Genomic DNA, 15,897 nt, shown 5'->3' with positions numbered 1-15,897 from the left:
CTCACTTAATTCATCAGGCCTGGAACATTATCGTTTTGGAGCAAATGCATCGAAAGCATCTCCCGCCAATCGCTCAACCGACTCACGGGCCTCATGCAGGGCCTTCATATTCCGCTCGTTGGCCTGTTTAAGCGTCTCCTCCAGCTCGACCGCATACGCCTGTTGCGACTTGATCAACTCATCTGCAGAGGTACAGTTCTGCATCTGCCGCGTTTGTGCGACGGTCGCGTCAATACAGGCTTTAGTGCACTCCATCTGCTGACGCGTCAGTTCTTCCAGCATTCTGGTCTGGATATTGACCAACTCTTTGAATGGACCCATAGACTGACCCAGTACTTTAGACATATCTTGAAACATAACAATACCCTCGCTCGCCACCCGGCCGAGTGTTAAAAACCCCAAAACAACAGATAGATTAATTTGCTCTGTCTGATGAATAGTTTACGATGAACAACTGTCAGGCCACAAACAGGAGACCTCAAAATGCGACTATTGCATACCATGCTCAGGGTTACAGATCTGCAAAAATCGATCTCATTCTATACTGAGATACTGAATATGAAACTGTTACGTCGCAAAGATTATCCCGACGGCAAGTTTACCCTCGCCTTTCTCGGCTATGGCTCTGAGTCCGAAAATACCGTTCTGGAACTGACGCATAACTGGGATACCAGCAGCTATGATCTGGGTAACGCCTACGGTCATATCGCTATCGAAGTAGAAGATGTCTACGACGCCTGTGAAAAAATAAGATCCCTCGGTGGACAGGTCGTCAGGGAACCCGGCCCGATGATGCATGGTTCGACAATACTGGCATTTGTCCGTGACCCCGACGGCTATATGATCGAGCTGCTGAGCCATTAAACCAGCCGTAAAAGCCCCCAGCAGGCAGCGACAGCGGATGTTGCCCGGCCGAAGTCATGATTTTTCAATCTGATTCCTGTAGAATGCGCGCAATATTAGACCCTGCTAATTAAGCACTTCACTGATCTGCGCCAACAGTGCCTGCCAAAAAGATCCGTTTTGTCCCTATCAACTTCGGAAAGCTGGCCGGTATAATAGGCGCCAATTTTTTACCTTTAACCATACGGGCGTAATTCGATGAGTAAGAAACTACTACTGGCCGTCACCGGGCTGCTACTGACTCTCAACACAGCCTCCGCATATGCCGCCAGTCTGGCAAAAGGCCTGAAAGCCTTTGAAGCCAAGGACTACACCACGGCCATGAATGAGCTGAAGCCACTAATCAATGACAACGATCTGGATGCGATGAATCTCGTCGGTCAGATGTACGAATTTGGTCTGGGCGTTGATGCCGATGAGAAAGCCGCGGTAAAGCTGTATAACCGCTGTAGCGCTCAGGGCCACCTGGAGTGTGTAAACAGTCTGCGTGCCTATAAAAATAAAGGCTATAAAGTTGAACTGAAAACCGTTGAACCGGCTGCGGAATCCGGCGATGCCATTGCCCAAAACCGCCTCGGTGAAATGTATGAGTTCGGTTACGGGGTAAAACGCGATGCATCACAGGCGTTCAACTGGTATTCCCTGGCCGCGGATCAGGGACTGGTCGTGGCTCAGCATAACCTGGGCCGGGCATATAACTTCGGTACGGGTGTTCAGCAGGACTTCTCAATGGCCGAAAAATGGTACCGCAAAGCGGCAGAACAGGGCCATATGGATGCGATGTTCTTCCTCGGTGCTCTGTACTCCAACAACCATGGTGCCGAAGAAGATCAGCAAACTAACATTATCGCATATGCCTGGCTGCAGAACGCCCTGGAACTTGGCAACCAGACCGCGACTGCAATCCAATCCCGGATCGTGATGAAACTCTCTGATGCTGAATTAGAGCAGGCCAAAGCACTGGCAGCCGAGTACAAAGACAAGTTTGTCGTGCCGTTCAAGTAACGTCACCTATTGCACACAAAAACCGGGCTCTGCGCTCGGTTTTTTTTATACCTCAGCCTTAACAACGGGGCTTATTTTGATGGTATAGTCTGCCGCAGTTATAGGGTCGTGGCTTGCATTATCGAGAAGACAAGCCTGGCCGGTAGTGAACAACAGCAAGAGACAGTAACAAAGAAGATGAGCATACCTTTCCCGGAACAAGAAGGTGAACTGCGCCAGCCCAGTCTGATGCGCCGTTTTGCAGCGATGATCTACGATGGTTTTCTGGTAGTCGCCATCTGGATGTGCGCCGGTTTTGCCGCCGTCGGACTGAACCATGGTGAAGCGGTCAGCGGTCCGGTGTTTCAGACACTACTGTTTCTGCTGACCTTCGCCTTCTTCGCCTACTTCTGGGTGCGGCTGGGGCAGACACTGGGAATGCAGGCTTGGAAACTGCGGGTTCAGACCCTGGATGGCCATCATATCAGCCTGCGCCAGGCACTGATCCGCTTTATGACTGCCATCGTCTCATTCGCCTGTTTCGGTCTGGGATTTTTCTGGATGCTGTTCTCAGCCAACAAAGCCACCTGGCACGACAGCTTCTCAGATACGCAGATTGTTCTGCTGCCGAAGAATTGAATATAAAGTAGCTAGAACGTCGCTGCGCGACTCGCTAGACGCTCCTTCGTCGCTTGCCAGGAGCTAGAAAAAGATAAAATCCACACCGTGCTATAGCGCTTTATCTTTATCTTTTTCTGGCAAGCAACGCAGTTGCGTCTAACCACTAGCAAGTCACGCAGTGACGTCCAGCCACTCTCGCGCTTTTGCGACTAACCTGCCTCGTAAGAGCGGCTTCCAGCCGCAAATGGAAACACTCCGATACTGATCGCGGCGGGAAGCCGCTCCTACAAGAGCAGACAAAAAGCTGACAACCACACGCCTGAAAGCGCTTAATCTTTATCTTTTTCTGGCAAGCGAAGCGTTCTAACCACTAGCAAGTCACGCAGTGACGTCTAGCCACTCCCGCGTTTTTTACGACGGCACTCCCCTGTAGGAGCGGCTTCCAGCCGCGAATGAAAAGACTCCGACACTGATCGCGGCGGGAAGCCGCTCCTACAAGAGCATACAAAAAGCTGACAACCACGCCCCTGAAAGCGCTTTATTTTTTACCTTTTCTAGCAAGCAACGCAGTTGCGTCTAACCACTAGCAAGTCACGCAGTAACGTCTAGCCCCTCTCGCGTTTTTATGCGAAGGCACTCCCCTGTAGGAGCGGCTTCCAGCCGCGAATGGAAAGACTCCGATACTGATCGCGGCTGGAAGCCGCTCCTACAAAAGCAAACAAAAAGCTGACAACCACGCCCCTGAAAGCGCTTAATCTTTATCTTTTTCTGGCAAGCGAAGCGTTCTAGCCACTAGCAAGTCACGCAGTGACGTCTAGCCACTCTCGCGCTTTTTATGCGACGGCACTCCCCTGTAGGAGCGGCTTCCAGCCGCGAATGGAAAGACTCCGATACTGATCGCGGCGGGAAGCCGCTCCTACAAAAGCAAACAAAAAGCTGACAACCACGCGCCTTAAAGCGCTTTATCTTTATCTAGCAAGCGAAGCGCTCTAGCCACTAGCAAGTCACGCAGTGACGTCTAGCCACTCCCGCGTTTTTATGCGACGGCACTCCCACGTAGGAGCGGCTTCCAGCCGCGAATGGAAAGACTCTGATATTGATCGCGGCTGGAAGCCGCTCCTACAAGAGCAAACAAAAAGCTGACAACCACGCGCCTGAAAGCGCTTAATCTTTATCTTTTTCTGGCAAGCGAAGCGTTCTAACCACTAGCAAGTCACGCAGTGACGTCTAGCCACTCCCGCGTTTTTTACGACGGTACTCCCACGTAGGAGCGGCTTCCAGCCGCGAATGGAAAGACTCCGATATTGATCGCGGCTGGAAGCCGCTCCTACAAAAGCAAACAAATAAAGCTGACAACCACGCGCCTGAAAGCGCTTTATCTTTATCTTTTTCTGGCAAGCGAAGCGCTCTAGCCACTAGCAAGTCACGCAGTGACGTCTAGCCACTCTCGCGCTTTTTGCGAGCTACCCTGCGCGTTTAATCAACCATCCGCCTAACGCCATGCAGATCATGATCGGCACCAAAGCGGCCCACACCGGATCAATACTGTAGAGGCTGCTCATCGGCGCGAGGATATCCTGGCTGATTTTGAAGACCATACCCACCACCACCCCGGTGATGATTCGCTGCCCGGTAGAGACGCTGCGCAGCGAGCCGAAGATAAAGGATACGGCGACCAGCACCAGACCAATAATCGCCAGAGGCTGAAAGACTTTGCGCCAGAAACTTTGCATATAGCGATCATTATCCAGCTCCTGATCATCGAGATACTGACTGTATTGATACAATTCGCTGGTCGACATCTCTTTCGGTTTAACCATCAGCACCTTCAGACGCTGAGGGTTCAGCTCTATCTGCCACTCTTTGGTTTCATAGCGCTGCGTCTGCGTCTGGTTGTCGAGAAAACGGGTCTCAACAACATCCCGCAATTCCCAGACACCGTTCTGATAACGTCCCGATGTCGCATAGCTGCTATACGAGAGACTGCTGTCGGGCGCAAGGCCAAAACGAGTCACTCCCTGTATCGCACCGTCGGGGGTCACCACATTGATATGGATATACTCACCGTTCTCACGATGCCAGACCCCGGTGCGGGCCGAGATAGTGCCTTGGTTCAGATGCTGTGCCCGGATACTCTCAGACAGCGCCCCGGCATAAGGCGCGATATACTCACCCAGAAACAGCGCCAGAACGGCGAGTACAATAATCGGCTTTAATACCATCCGCACCAGCCGCCACACCGACACCCCGGCAGCCCGCATCACCGTCAGTTCACTCCCGCTGGCCAACGCTCCGAGGCCTAACAGGCACCCGACCAGACACCCCAGTGGTAAATATTCATAGAACGCGGCGGGCACATTCAGGGCTGAATAGGCCAGCGCAATAATCAGCGTATAACCTTCATTCAGATCAGACATCTCGTCGATCATCTGGAACAGAAAGTCCAGACCGACCACCACCAGCATCACCACCATGATGCTGAGAAAAACCTGCTTACCGATATAGCGGTCCAGCTTAAGCAGCATGATCAGCCCTCCGCCGGCCCAACAACTTTTTCCAGGAACCATCAACATATAACAAGCCCATCGCCAGGGCGAAGAACAACAGATGCACCAGCCACAGCAGTATCACCTTGCCACCGTCACTCTCAATATATTTACGTACATTGGTGAGCAACATCAGATAGGCCATATAAAGCAGAATCGAAGGTATCAGCTTGGCATAACGCCCCTGACGGGGGTTGGTTTTGCTCAACGGCACCGCCAGCAGCGCAACAATCAGCGTCAGCATCGGCAGTGATAAGCGCCAGTGTAGCTGAGCCCGCTCGGCGGCACTGCCATCAATCAGCGCTGTTGTTGGCAGAGAGTAGAGTTCGTTTACCTGCTGTATCGGTTGCTGGTCAGGCAAACGGATACCATATTCCTGAAAGCGAATCTGACGATAGTCGGCTTCGCCGGGATTACCCTCATAGCGATAGCCGTTATCCAGCACCAGATAGCGTATCCCGGTTTCCGGGTTGGTATAACTGCGACCGTTCTCAGCCACCACCATCACCGCCTGTTCCCGGTTTTCCAGCTTGATCTTCTCCGAGATAAACACACCACTCATGGTGCCACTGAGACTATCCAGATTTTCAATATAGGTAACCCGGTTACCTCTGGGCATCGTCTGGAAACGCCCCTCGGTGATCACATCAAACTCACCGATATTGCGCTGTTGCTGCAGCATAATCTCGGTCTGATTGGCACCCACCGGTGACAAATACAGACTCATCAACGACACCAGCAGTGCGGTGAACACGGCCGGCCCCAGCGTATAGACCGTCAGTCGGCGCTGACTCATACCGGTTGCCTGCAGCACCACCATCTCACTTTCAAGATAGAGGCGACCGTAGGCCAGCAGAATGCCCAGAAACAGCCCCAGCGGTAAAATCAGCTCAAGAAAGCCGGGCATTCGAAACAGAAGGTAGTAGAATACCGCTTCCATCGGTATCTCACCGGCCGCAGCGATACTCAGATAACTGATAAAACGACCACTCATAATGATCAGCAGCAGCACCAAAGTAACTGCGGCCATGCTGATCAGCACCTCTTTGGCCAGGTAGCGAAAGATAATCAAACTGCCATATCCTGTGTAATTGCAGGTAAAGAATTCTCTCTGATACCGAAAACGGGGTTTTGTTTCTGCGGCATTAGGATAAAATCCGGGTATCAATTAAAAAAAACCGGCCAACAGATACAGGTTGTGCCGGAGCGTCATTATCTTATAAACCAAGCACGATGTCTTGTGTGGAGAAAGCATGGAATTTGAAATCGTTACCGGTTCAGTAGAATCCCTGGAAACTGACTGTCTGATCGTCGGCGTCGCCCCTGATGGCGAGTTTGCCCCCTCTGCTGATCTGGTCAATAAAGCATCGGCTGGCTACCTCAAAGAAGTGGTTGGCGATCTTCAGGGAAAAGCGGGTGAAACCCTGCTGCTGCACAAGATTCCGGGCATCAGTGCCAAGCGGGTGTTACTGGTGGGTCTGGGCAAAGCCGATGAGCGCAGCGACCGCAATCAGCTGAAAATCATTAAGAGCATCATGGACAGCCTGAAAGCCGTGCGCTGCAAAACCGCAGTCATCGCGCTGGATGCACTGGAAAGCGCCGATAAAGATCTCTACCGTCAACTGCGCCACAACACCGAATGGGCCAGCGCAGAGCTGTACCAGTATGACGCAACCAAGAGCAAAAAAGCGGATCCGGTCAGCCTGGAAAGCATCGCCTTCCTGCTGAGTCAGGATGATGCCGAGCTGGGTGAGTTTTCCATTAGCGACGGTTCTGCTATCGCCAACGGTATTGATACCGCCCGCGAACTGGGCAACCTGCCGGGCAATGTCTGCACCCCATCCTATCTGGCAGAAAAAGCGCTGGCGCTGGCTGAGGCGTGTGAAGATCTGAGCACCACCATTCTCAATGAAGATGAGATGGAAAAACTGGGCATGCATTCCCTGCTATCGGTTGGCAAAGGCAGCTCCGAGGCGTCTAAACTGATCGTGATGGAATATAAAGGCGGCGAACCTGACCAGCAGCCTCACGTACTGGTCGGTAAAGGGATCACCTTCGATACCGGCGGCATCAGCCTGAAGCCCGGCGCCAAGATGGATGAAATGAAGTTTGATATGTGTGGCGCCGCCAGCGTTATGGGCACCATGGAAGCACTCACTCAGTTGGGGCTGGATCTGAATGTGGTGGGCATTATCGCCGCCGCAGAGAACATGCCTGCCGGCAATGCCTCCAAGCCAGGCGATATCGTCACCACCATGTCAGGCCAGACGGTAGAAATTCTGAATACCGATGCCGAGGGCCGACTGGTACTGTGCGATGCGCTGACCTATGCCGAGCGTTTCGAACCGGAAACCGTGGTGGATATCGCCACCCTGACCGGTGCCTGCATCGTCGCGCTGGGCAACCATGCAACCGGCCTGCTATCCAACGATGACCTACTGGCCGACGATCTGCTCGCGGCGGGTGAATTCGCCGCCGACAAGGCATGGCGTCTGCCGTTATGGGATGAATACCAGGAACTGCTGGACAGCAACTTTGCCGATATGGGCAATATCGGCGGGCCTGCTGGCGGCACGATCACTGCCGCTTGCTTCCTGTCACGCTTTACCAAGAAGTATCGCTGGGCACACCTGGATATCGCCGGCGTCGCCTGGAACAGTAACGGTAAGTCCAAAGGGGCCACCGGCCGCTGCGTACCACTGCTGTGCCAGCACCTGATTGCGCAGGTGGATGATCTGACCGACGACGAGTAAATCCTAATCACACAGGGCACTGAGTCAGGTAGATGAATGTGTCAGAGCAAGGCATATTTTTTCGATAAAACGCAGCTTACATGTAGTAAGTGAGAATTTTAAGAAAAAATATAACGCCGCGCTGGCGCATTCAGACCCTGACCGGAATTAAAAAACATGAGCCAAGCTGATTTCTATGTTCTACCCGATGCAGACCCGGAAAGCCGCACCGCTTTCCTCTGCCGACTGGCGGATAAAGTGCTGGGGCATGGCCTCAACGCCTACATCCACGTCGCCAGTGCCGGCGAGGCAGAACGCCTGGATCAGCTGTTGTGGGATTATCGCGCCGACGCCTTCATCCCCCACGGCCTGCTCAACAACAAACCCGACGCACCGGTACAGATTGGCTGGGGCGATCAGCTTCCCACCCACCGGGATGTCTATATCAACCTGGCACTGGACGCTTCAGAGGAAACCCTGAAGTTCGACCGCATCCTCGAAATCGTTATCCAGCAAGCGGATATCCTCGCTGCCACCCGCAAAAACTACGCACTCTACAAAGCACACGGCATTACCCCGAAAATGCATGATATGCGTAAGAGCAGTAGCTAGACGTCACTGCGTGACTTGTTAGACGCGCCTGCGTCGCTTGCTAGGTGCTCGCAAAAAACGCGAGAGTGGCTAGAACGGAAACGTTGTTTCCTGCTAGTCGCTAGAAAAAGCAAGAACACTCACTGCGGTTTTAAACCTAGTATGTAGGAGCTGCATCTTGCAGCGATTAAAAAACAGTAGCTAGACGTCGCTTCGCAACTTGTTAGACGCGCCTGCGTCGCTTGCTAGTCGCTAGAAAAAGCAACAGCACTCTACGGATTTGAATCTATATGTAGGAGCTGCATCTTGCAGCGATTAAAAAACAGTAGCTAGACGTCACTTCGCAACTTGTTAGACGCGCCTGCGTCGCTTGCTAGTCGCTAGAAAAAGCAAGAACACTCACTGTGGTTTTAAACCTAGTATGTAGGAGCTGCATCCTGCAGCGATTAAAAAGTCGTGGCTAGACGTCGCTTCGCAGCTTACCAGACGCGCCTGCGTCGCTTGCTAGTCGCTAGAAAAAAGAACGCTCACTGCGGTTTTAAACCTAGTATGTAGGAGCTGCATCCTGCAGCGATTAAAAAACAGTAGCTAGACGTCGCTTCGTGACTTGCCAGACGCGGCTTCGTCGCTGGCTAGGTGCCCGCAAAAAACGCGAGAGCAGCTAGAACGGAAACTTCGTTTCCTGCTAATCGTTAGAAAAAGATAAAACCCACACTAGGCCAAACCATCAGACGTTTTTAATCTTCGCTTTTCCTAGCAAGCGACGCAGTCGCGTCTAGCCACTAGCAAGTGCGAAGCACGTCTAGCTTCTGCGCGTCATAACGACTTGCTAGTCGTTAGAAAAAGCAACAGCGCTCAGGGCTCCGTTGATTGAATCAGTGCCGCCAGCATCTTTTGAATCTCATCCAGCTCCTGACGCCAGTCACTGCCTGTCTGCGTGTGGATATAGCCTATTCGCTGACCGATAAACACCTGTGTTTTCAGCTCAGCCAGCGAACCCTTGGCATAATAAAGAAACTGGCGCTTTTCCTTTACTGAACCGCGCTCAAACCCCTCGGCTATATTACTCGGAATAGACAAACCACTGCGGGTGATCTGATCCCTGAAACCAAAATCCCGGCAGCGACTCAGCACAGTATAAATTTCACAACTCAAACGGCAGGCACGCTTCCATACGTCCAGATCTTCATAACTCATAACAATTCCTTTTGTCTGTCATTTAGCCATGAAAGTGTAGTTCAACCAGCCCCTAGGCGATAATTAGTAATTCATCACTTCGAAGGGGAAAGTGGCTAGACGTCACTGCGTGACTTGCTAGACGCTCCTTCGTCGCTTGCCAGGAGCTAGAAAAAGCATTTTAGTCCGCTAGAATCAATATTCTTCTCTTGATCTTAGCTTTTCCTAGCAAGCGACGCAGTCACGTCTAACTCCTAGCAGGAAACGAAGTTTCCGTTCTAGCTACTTAAGCCCCCCGGCGCTATAATATCCGACTATTTTTTTGCACTAATTCAAGCCTTGAGAGCACGGTCATTTAATGGATACCACTTACCAGCCGCACGAGATCGAGAAATCCTGGTACAAAACCTGGGAAGAGAAAGGTTACTTTGCCCCCTCCGGTGAAGGCGATGCCTACAGCATTATGATCCCGCCGCCGAACGTCACCGGCAGCCTGCATATGGGTCATGCTTTCCAGCACACCATCATGGATGCTCTGATCCGCTATCAGCGGATGAAGGGTAAGAACACCCTGTGGCAGGTCGGTACCGACCATGCTGGTATCGCCACGCAGATGGTGGTCGAGCGCAAGCTGGCCGCCGAAGAGCAGAAAACCCGTCACGATCTCGGCCGCGATGCCTTTATCGAAAAGATCTGGGAGTGGAAAGGCGAATCCGGTGGCATGATCACCAACCAGATGCGCCGCCTGGGCGACTCGGTTGACTGGCCGACGGAACGTTTCACCATGGACTCCGGTTTTTACAACGCCGTGCAGGAAGTGTTTATCCGTCTGTATGACGAAGGCCTGATCTACCGCGGCAAGCGTCTGGTCAACTGGGACCCTAAGCTGCACACGGCGATCTCCGATCTGGAAGTGGAAAACCGCGAAGTCAAAGGCAAGATGTGGTATCTGCGCTATCCGCTGGCCGACGGTGTTAAAACCGCCGCCGGTGAAGACTATCTGGTGGTCGGTACCACCCGTCCGGAAACCATGCTGGGTGATACCGGCGTGGCGGTTAACCCGGACGATGAGCGTTATAAAGACCTGATCGGCAAGGAGATTATCCTGCCGCTGGTTAACCGTCGCATTCCCATTGTCGGCGATGAACATGCCGATATGGAAAAAGGGACCGGCTGTGTGAAAATCACCCCGGCCCACGACTTCAACGATAATGAAGTCGGCAAACGCTGCAACCTGCCGATGATCAACATCCTCACCCTCAACGGTGATATCCGTGACGCGGCAGAGACCTTCAACACCGATGGCAGCGAAAACCACACGATCGACAAGACCCTGCCGGAAAAATATCACGGCATGGAGCGCTTCGCCGCCCGCCGTGAGATCGTCGCCGATATGGAAGCCGCCGGTCTATTGGTGAAGATCGAAGAAAACGCCATGACCATCCCCTACGGTGACCGGGGCGGCGTGGTCATCGAGCCGATGCTGACCGATCAGTGGTTTGCCGATGCCAAGACCCTCTCTGGCCCCGCCATTGAAGCGGTTGAGAACGGCGATATCAAGTTCGTGCCTAAGCAGTACGAAAACATGTTCTTCGCCTGGATGCGTGACATTCAGGACTGGTGTATCTCCCGTCAGCTGTGGTGGGGCCACCGGATTCCGGCGTTCTACGACAATGAAGGCAACGTTTACGTGGCCAAAGATGCCGATGCCGCCCGGGAAAAATACGGTCTGGACCTGCAAACCGAGCTGCGTCAGGACGATGACGTACTGGACACCTGGTTCAGCTCTGGCCTGTGGACCTTCGGCACCCTGGGCTGGCCGGAAAACACCGAACGCCTGCAGACGTTCCACCCCACCGACGTGCTGGTGACCGGTTTCGATATCATCTTCTTCTGGGTTGCCCGGATGATGATGATGACTATGCACCTGATCAAAGATGATGAGGGCAAACCACAGGTACCATTCAAAACCGTTTATGTCACCGGTCTGATCCGTGACGAGAACGGCGACAAGATGTCCAAGTCCAAGGGTAACGTGCTCGATCCGCTGGATATGATCGACGGTATCAGCCTGCCGGATCTGCTGGAAAAACGTACCGGCAACATGATGCAGCCGCAACTGGCCGAGAAAATAGCCAAGCGGACCGAAAAGCAGTTCCCGGAAGGGATTGCCTCACACGGTACCGACGCAATGCGTTTCACCCTGGCGGCACTGGCCTCCACCGGCCGTGACATCAACTGGGATGTGAAGCGTCTGGAGGGTTACCGCAACTTCTGTAACAAACTCTGGAACGCTGCCCGTTATGTGCAGATGAACACCGAGGGCGAAGACTGCGGTCAGCTCTCAGCAGAGAGCGAAATTGAACTGTCTCTGGCCGACCGCTGGATCGCCAGCGAGCTGCAGAAAGTTGAAGCGCAGGTCACTAAGCATCTGGACGAATACCGTTTCGACCTCGCCTCTCAGGCCCTGTATGACTTCATCTGGAACGAGTACTGCGGCTGGTATCTGGAGCTGTCCAAACCGGTATTGTGGGACGAGAACGCTTCTGCCGCCGCCAAGCGCGGCACCCGCCGCACTCTGGTACGGGTGCTGGAAGTGATTCTTCGTCTGACCCACCCGATCATGCCCTACATCACCGAAGAGATCTGGCAGTCCATTAAAGACCTCGCCGGTGTCGAGGGTGAGACCATCATGCTGCAACCCTACCCTGTTGCCAATGAAACCCGCCATGATGCCGCCGCCGAAGCCGATATTAACTGGCTCAAGGGTGTCATCACCGGAGTACGTAACATCCGTGGCGAGATGGGCATCTCACCCGCCAAAGGGCTGGATATCCTGATCAAAAACGGCAGCGCCGACGATAAAACCCGTCTCGAAGCCAACCAGGCATTCCTCGCCAAACTCGCCTCGCTGGCTTCCGTCACCTGGCTCAATCCGGGCGATGAAGAGCCAATGTCCGCGGTACAGCTGGTTGGCGATATGCAGGTACTGGTGCCGATGGCCGGCCTGATCGACAAAGACGCTGAACTGGCCCGTCTGAAGAAAGAGATGGACAAGCTGGAGAAAGAAGCCGGACGTCTGGCAGGCAAACTGAGCAACGACAAATTTGTGGCTAATGCGCCGGAGGCGGTTGTTGCTAAAGAGCGCGCTAAGCTTGAAGAGTTCCGGGCATCGCTGGGGCAATTGAGTGAGCAGTACTCGAAGATAGAGGCGCTTTAGCAACAGTGGCTAGAACGTCGCTTCGCTCCTCGCTAGACGTGGCTCCGCCGCTTGCTAGTAGCTAGAAAAATCAAAAAGCCCGGCAGTGATGCTGGGCTTTTTTCGTTATGGGCAACGGCAATAGGTATCAAAACTGTAGGAGCTGTGCCCTCACAGCGATTGAATGCCCTTTGGGTACCTAACAGTAATTGCTCAAACGATTCAAGCAAAGTTTCTTCTCTGTGAACTCAGTGATCTCTGTGGTGATAACTTTTAAGTTTTACCGCAGTACCCAAAGGCATGCTAAGAACACAGAGAGCACCGAGAATGACAGGAACAAGCTGGATTCATACGAATAATGAATCAGTCTTGTTTATCCTTTGGATAATAACTCTGCAACCTTGATCTCGAAAAGCAAATATGACTCTGCACTATCGCATTAAAATTGAAGTTATCTTATCTTCCCCTCGAATATAAAGAGGATTAGATAGTTTCATTTTCGAGATTACACTCTCCGGTGAATTGCCATCGACTCTTGTTGCCAACTCAAGCTCATGCTTCCACTTATTACAGCCTTCTTTGTCTTCTATTTGGCAATAATAAGTCATTATAAAAAAGGAGGAATATTTGAAACCTCTTTCAAATGATTTTTTATAGAATACTATGCTTTCTTCCAGGTCTTTTGAGTTATTTGCTGTCATCATTATAGAGAACGCCTCCCAAAAGTAGCCTACCCTATCATCTGGATCTATAGTCTTTATAATGTGTTTTGCTTCAACCCATTTTTTCTCATTGTCATTAGTTAAATAACTCATAACAAGCTCTCTTCCGGCATCCTCATTGCCCTTTTCATAGGATTTTAAAAAGAATATATTAGCTTTCATGTTATCCACTTTCTTAAGACATATACCAGCAAAGTAAAGAGTAACTGCAAAAGCTTTATCATCTGAAGCTCTTTTTATATAGTTATCACAGCGACTGGCCTCTACATGGATAGAAAAAAACATCAAACAAAAAGTAACAAAAAATTTCATTTCCGCAAGCGCCTATCTACATCATTTTTTTAGCCAATTAGGGACTGAAGAATGCCTACAACCTACATGAGCAACACATGCAGTATTCATTAGACTATCAACCGACTTTAGCCGGTTTTACTGCTTCATTTTCGAATCGTTCAAAAGCGGGTTTTATTATCTTACTGGCTATATAGAAATTACTGGCTTTCCAGACCGAGTGGATAGCCAGTAGTAGCATAACTGGAGCTTCGATGGCCAAAAGTAACGTTCCTTCTTTGTCCATTCCCCATGCAGCAACGACTAGGACAATAGCAACAACACAAAAGACAGCGAGTACTGCGCTGAATACCATATTCCAGTAGTAGTTAAAGACTTCAAAACGACCATATTTTATAACCAGTTTTTCATCTTCAATCTGGATATATTCACTGACTCGTTTAATACCAAAGAGCGTGATGTCACCTTTGGTTGTTTCCAGAAACTGCCTGATTTTTGAGCGTATATAATGGTCGGAGGTGATACCAGTTGCGCGGTAAAAGTAGGTACGATTCAGGCTTTCATGGATAACAAAACGGACATCTTCTGAAAGGCCTTCGATCTCCAACGCCCCCTTCAGGTCGTTATTCTTTCGCTCTTTAATCTCGAGAACCAGCTTATAGATTAACCGAAACAGGGGAACGAAAAGCAGTGTACCGACTATAACGGTCTCTTGGAGATTGCCTTCAGATAGATTACGTACAAAACCCTCGATCAAATCCATCATGACCAAGCGCCTTTAATTCTAAATAGATGAGGTACGGGCTCTTTCGGGCAACCAGCGACGAGCCACGAACAACGGCTCTTAAACAAAGCATCCATGTTACATCCATTTCAATGAGACGCGTTGCGCCTCCGGTCCCCGGGTCTGCATGATTGCTGTCGCAATCTGGTAACGAACTAATAGGTTGTTACCTGAATGTACTCCCAGACAGCACTCCGCTCAAGCCCAAAGACAACAAAACCACTCCCCGCCCCCCAAAACGGGCACGACTGCCGTTTCTTCGAACAACGCGCAAGTCACGCAGCAACGTTCAGACTTCGGCTGTTTCTAGCAAGCGACGCAGTCGCGTCTAACCACTAGCAGGAAACGCAGTTTCCGTTCTAGCAACTCTCGCGTTCTTTGCGAGCCCTGGCAAGCGACGCAGTCGCGTCTAACCACTAGCAGGAAACGCAGTTTCCGTTCTAGCCACTCTCATGCTGTGTGCGAGCACACGCTGTTTCTGTAGTGGCATTCGTAACAGGCGCCTGTCTCGAGTGGGCTACAAACCATAAACGAATATCACGTATCACGTCATACCCGCATGTATGGTCGACAACAGCCCCCCTCACGACCTTTGCTCCAAAATGCTTTTCGACTAAATAGGTCTTATCCGGAGCATTAACGCTTGCATACTGACCGGTTAGATCAGCCTTAGCGATCTTCAGTGAGGTATCCAGTAGCGAAGAGATGAGACTGGATAACAGCTGTTTATCTCCGTTCGCTAAACGCTCGCTTTGTTGGGTACTGAGTTTCGGGCTGAACACCTGAATGAGATTCTGATAGGTCGGCTCATCACCTTCAGAACTACCTTCAGCGTCAACCCAGACAATGGTGTTTAGAGAAATCTGATCCATTGCACGGGAAGCAAAGAAGATGGGTTTGATATTAACGTCTGTCGCAGCAGCGCCGGCTTCAACCGGGCTAATCAGCCCGGAATCCGTTTGCTCGAGCAAGGCTAACAGATCGATTCCCTCTGCTAAGCTGATCAGCGTGGCTATGTCACCGTTGGCTGCTTCCTGAGCGGCCGCGAGTTTTTTGTTTCTTTGTGAGTTTATAAGTGATGCATGCGTTCCAATTTGAGCCAGAAGCCCGGCAAGACCGGCACCTCCCTGATACATCATTGGAGATGACGAGCTCGTATTATCTTTAGAATAAATTCCACGTATATCGACTAATGAACCTTCTGCCAGAACGAATTTAAGATCTTTTCCAGCATAATACTCAGATCTGGTATTTACGTGGGTCGTATAATCATCCCGATAGGGTGCGCTAACGCACCCTGCCAACGTGATGAATATTAACGCCGCTATTAACGCTCGCATTCCCGATT

At 51.4% G+C, this 15,897-nt stretch carries 13 protein-coding genes; 6 read left to right on the top strand and 7 right to left on the bottom strand.

Features of this window, described 5'->3' with window-relative positions; genetic code table 11:
• Nucleotides 1-27 precede the first annotated feature (27 nt).
• The gene (locus tag KDX31_01540) at nucleotides 28-357 is read right to left on the bottom strand and encodes a phasin family protein (GenBank protein ID UTW03750.1); all 330 of its coding nucleotides are present in this window, start codon (nucleotides 355-357) and stop codon (nucleotides 28-30) included.
• Nucleotides 358-483: 126 nt separating this feature from the next.
• Between KDX31_01540 and gloA the strand changes: the two genes are divergently transcribed.
• The 3 genes from gloA to KDX31_01525 all read left to right on the top strand — a co-directional run bounded on the left by gloA (nucleotide 484) and on the right by KDX31_01525 (nucleotide 2,526).
• Nucleotides 484-864 carry a lactoylglutathione lyase gene (gene gloA / locus KDX31_01535; protein ID UTW03749.1) on the top strand — a complete coding sequence of 127 codons (381 nt, stop codon included), beginning with the start codon at nucleotides 484-486 and terminating at the stop codon, nucleotides 862-864.
• Nucleotides 865-1,101: 237 nt separating this feature from the next.
• A complete protein-coding gene (locus KDX31_01530) occupies nucleotides 1,102-1,908 on the top strand; it encodes a sel1 repeat family protein (GenBank protein UTW03748.1) in 807 nt (268 codons plus the stop codon).
• 177 nt (nucleotides 1,909-2,085) lie between these two features.
• Nucleotides 2,086-2,526, top strand: coding sequence for an RDD family protein (locus KDX31_01525; GenBank protein UTW03747.1), 441 nt, complete (start codon nucleotides 2,086-2,088; stop codon nucleotides 2,524-2,526).
• Between the two features lie 1,445 nt (nucleotides 2,527-3,971).
• Here the strand turns inward: KDX31_01525 and lptG are convergent.
• Both lptG and lptF read right to left on the bottom strand, forming a co-directional pair.
• Entirely contained in the window at nucleotides 3,972-5,030 is a 1,059-nt protein-coding gene (gene lptG, locus KDX31_01520; GenBank protein UTW05255.1) for an LPS export ABC transporter permease LptG, read from the bottom strand.
• Nucleotides 5,023-6,126 carry an LPS export ABC transporter permease LptF gene (gene lptF / locus KDX31_01515; GenBank protein UTW03746.1) on the bottom strand — a complete coding sequence of 368 codons (1,104 nt, stop codon included), beginning with the start codon at nucleotides 6,124-6,126 and terminating at the stop codon, nucleotides 5,023-5,025. The genes lptG and lptF overlap by 8 nt, the downstream gene beginning before the upstream one ends.
• Nucleotides 6,127-6,307: 181 nt before the next feature.
• Between lptF and KDX31_01510 the strand changes: the two genes are divergently transcribed.
• Nucleotides 6,308-7,807 carry a leucyl aminopeptidase gene (locus tag KDX31_01510; GenBank protein UTW03745.1) on the top strand — a complete coding sequence of 500 codons (1,500 nt, stop codon included), beginning with the start codon at nucleotides 6,308-6,310 and terminating at the stop codon, nucleotides 7,805-7,807.
• 156 nt (nucleotides 7,808-7,963) lie between these two features.
• On the top strand, nucleotides 7,964-8,398 hold the full coding sequence (locus KDX31_01505; protein ID UTW03744.1) for a DNA polymerase III subunit chi: 435 nt from the start codon (nucleotides 7,964-7,966) through the stop codon (nucleotides 8,396-8,398).
• An 834-nt stretch (nucleotides 8,399-9,232) separates the two neighbouring features.
• Here the strand turns inward: KDX31_01505 and KDX31_01500 are convergent.
• A complete protein-coding gene (locus tag KDX31_01500) occupies nucleotides 9,233-9,574 on the bottom strand; it encodes a four helix bundle protein (protein ID UTW03743.1) in 342 nt (113 codons plus the stop codon).
• Between the two features lie 337 nt (nucleotides 9,575-9,911).
• Here KDX31_01500 and KDX31_01495 point away from each other — a divergent pair, with 337 nt between their 5' ends.
• The gene (locus KDX31_01495) at nucleotides 9,912-12,773 is read left to right on the top strand and encodes a valine--tRNA ligase (protein UTW03742.1); all 2,862 of its coding nucleotides are present in this window, start codon (nucleotides 9,912-9,914) and stop codon (nucleotides 12,771-12,773) included.
• Between the two features lie 410 nt (nucleotides 12,774-13,183).
• Here the strand turns inward: KDX31_01495 and KDX31_01490 are convergent, their stop codons facing one another.
• From KDX31_01490 to KDX31_01480, 3 genes are all read right to left on the bottom strand, one after another.
• Nucleotides 13,184-13,786, bottom strand: a complete 603-nt coding sequence (locus tag KDX31_01490) for a hypothetical protein (GenBank protein ID UTW03741.1) — start codon at nucleotides 13,784-13,786, stop codon at nucleotides 13,184-13,186.
• A 97-nt stretch (nucleotides 13,787-13,883) separates the two neighbouring features.
• Nucleotides 13,884-14,531 carry a hypothetical protein gene (locus KDX31_01485; protein ID UTW03740.1) on the bottom strand — a complete coding sequence of 216 codons (648 nt, stop codon included), beginning with the start codon at nucleotides 14,529-14,531 and terminating at the stop codon, nucleotides 13,884-13,886.
• Between the two features lie 458 nt (nucleotides 14,532-14,989).
• The gene (locus KDX31_01480; protein ID UTW03739.1) at nucleotides 14,990-15,889 is read right to left on the bottom strand and encodes a hypothetical protein; all 900 of its coding nucleotides are present in this window, start codon (nucleotides 15,887-15,889) and stop codon (nucleotides 14,990-14,992) included.
• Nucleotides 15,890-15,897: the final 8 nt, after the last annotated feature.

Origin of the sequence: Amphritea atlantica, from assembly GCA_024397875.1 — a bacterium.
In the GTDB taxonomy this organism is placed as follows: Bacteria; Pseudomonadota; Gammaproteobacteria; order Pseudomonadales; family Balneatricaceae; genus Amphritea; species Amphritea atlantica_B.
The sequence above is the reverse complement of the archived record's forward strand: the minus strand, read 5'-3'. Positions and strand labels throughout refer to the sequence as shown.

Bases quoted from the DNA above. Each gene is read 5' to 3' on its own strand.
- KDX31_01540 (UTW03750.1), bottom strand. From the start codon at position 357: ATGTTTCAAGATATGTCTAAAGTACTGGGTCAGTCTATGGGTCCATTC.
- gloA (UTW03749.1), top strand. From the start codon at position 484: ATGCGACTATTGCATACCATGCTCAGGGTTACAGATCTGCAAAAATCG.
- KDX31_01530 (UTW03748.1), top strand. From the start codon at position 1,102: ATGAGTAAGAAACTACTACTGGCCGTCACCGGGCTGCTACTGACTCTC.
- KDX31_01525 (UTW03747.1), top strand. From the start codon at position 2,086: ATGAGCATACCTTTCCCGGAACAAGAAGGTGAACTGCGCCAGCCCAGT.
- KDX31_01510 (UTW03745.1), top strand. From the start codon at position 6,308: ATGGAATTTGAAATCGTTACCGGTTCAGTAGAATCCCTGGAAACTGAC.
- KDX31_01505 (UTW03744.1), top strand. From the start codon at position 7,964: ATGAGCCAAGCTGATTTCTATGTTCTACCCGATGCAGACCCGGAAAGC.
- KDX31_01500 (UTW03743.1), bottom strand. From the start codon at position 9,574: ATGAGTTATGAAGATCTGGACGTATGGAAGCGTGCCTGCCGTTTGAGT.
- KDX31_01495 (UTW03742.1), top strand. From the start codon at position 9,912: ATGGATACCACTTACCAGCCGCACGAGATCGAGAAATCCTGGTACAAA.
- KDX31_01490 (UTW03741.1), bottom strand. From the start codon at position 13,786: ATGAAATTTTTTGTTACTTTTTGTTTGATGTTTTTTTCTATCCATGTA.
- KDX31_01485 (UTW03740.1), bottom strand. From the start codon at position 14,531: ATGATGGATTTGATCGAGGGTTTTGTACGTAATCTATCTGAAGGCAAT.
- KDX31_01480 (UTW03739.1), bottom strand. From the start codon at position 15,889: ATGCGAGCGTTAATAGCGGCGTTAATATTCATCACGTTGGCAGGGTGC.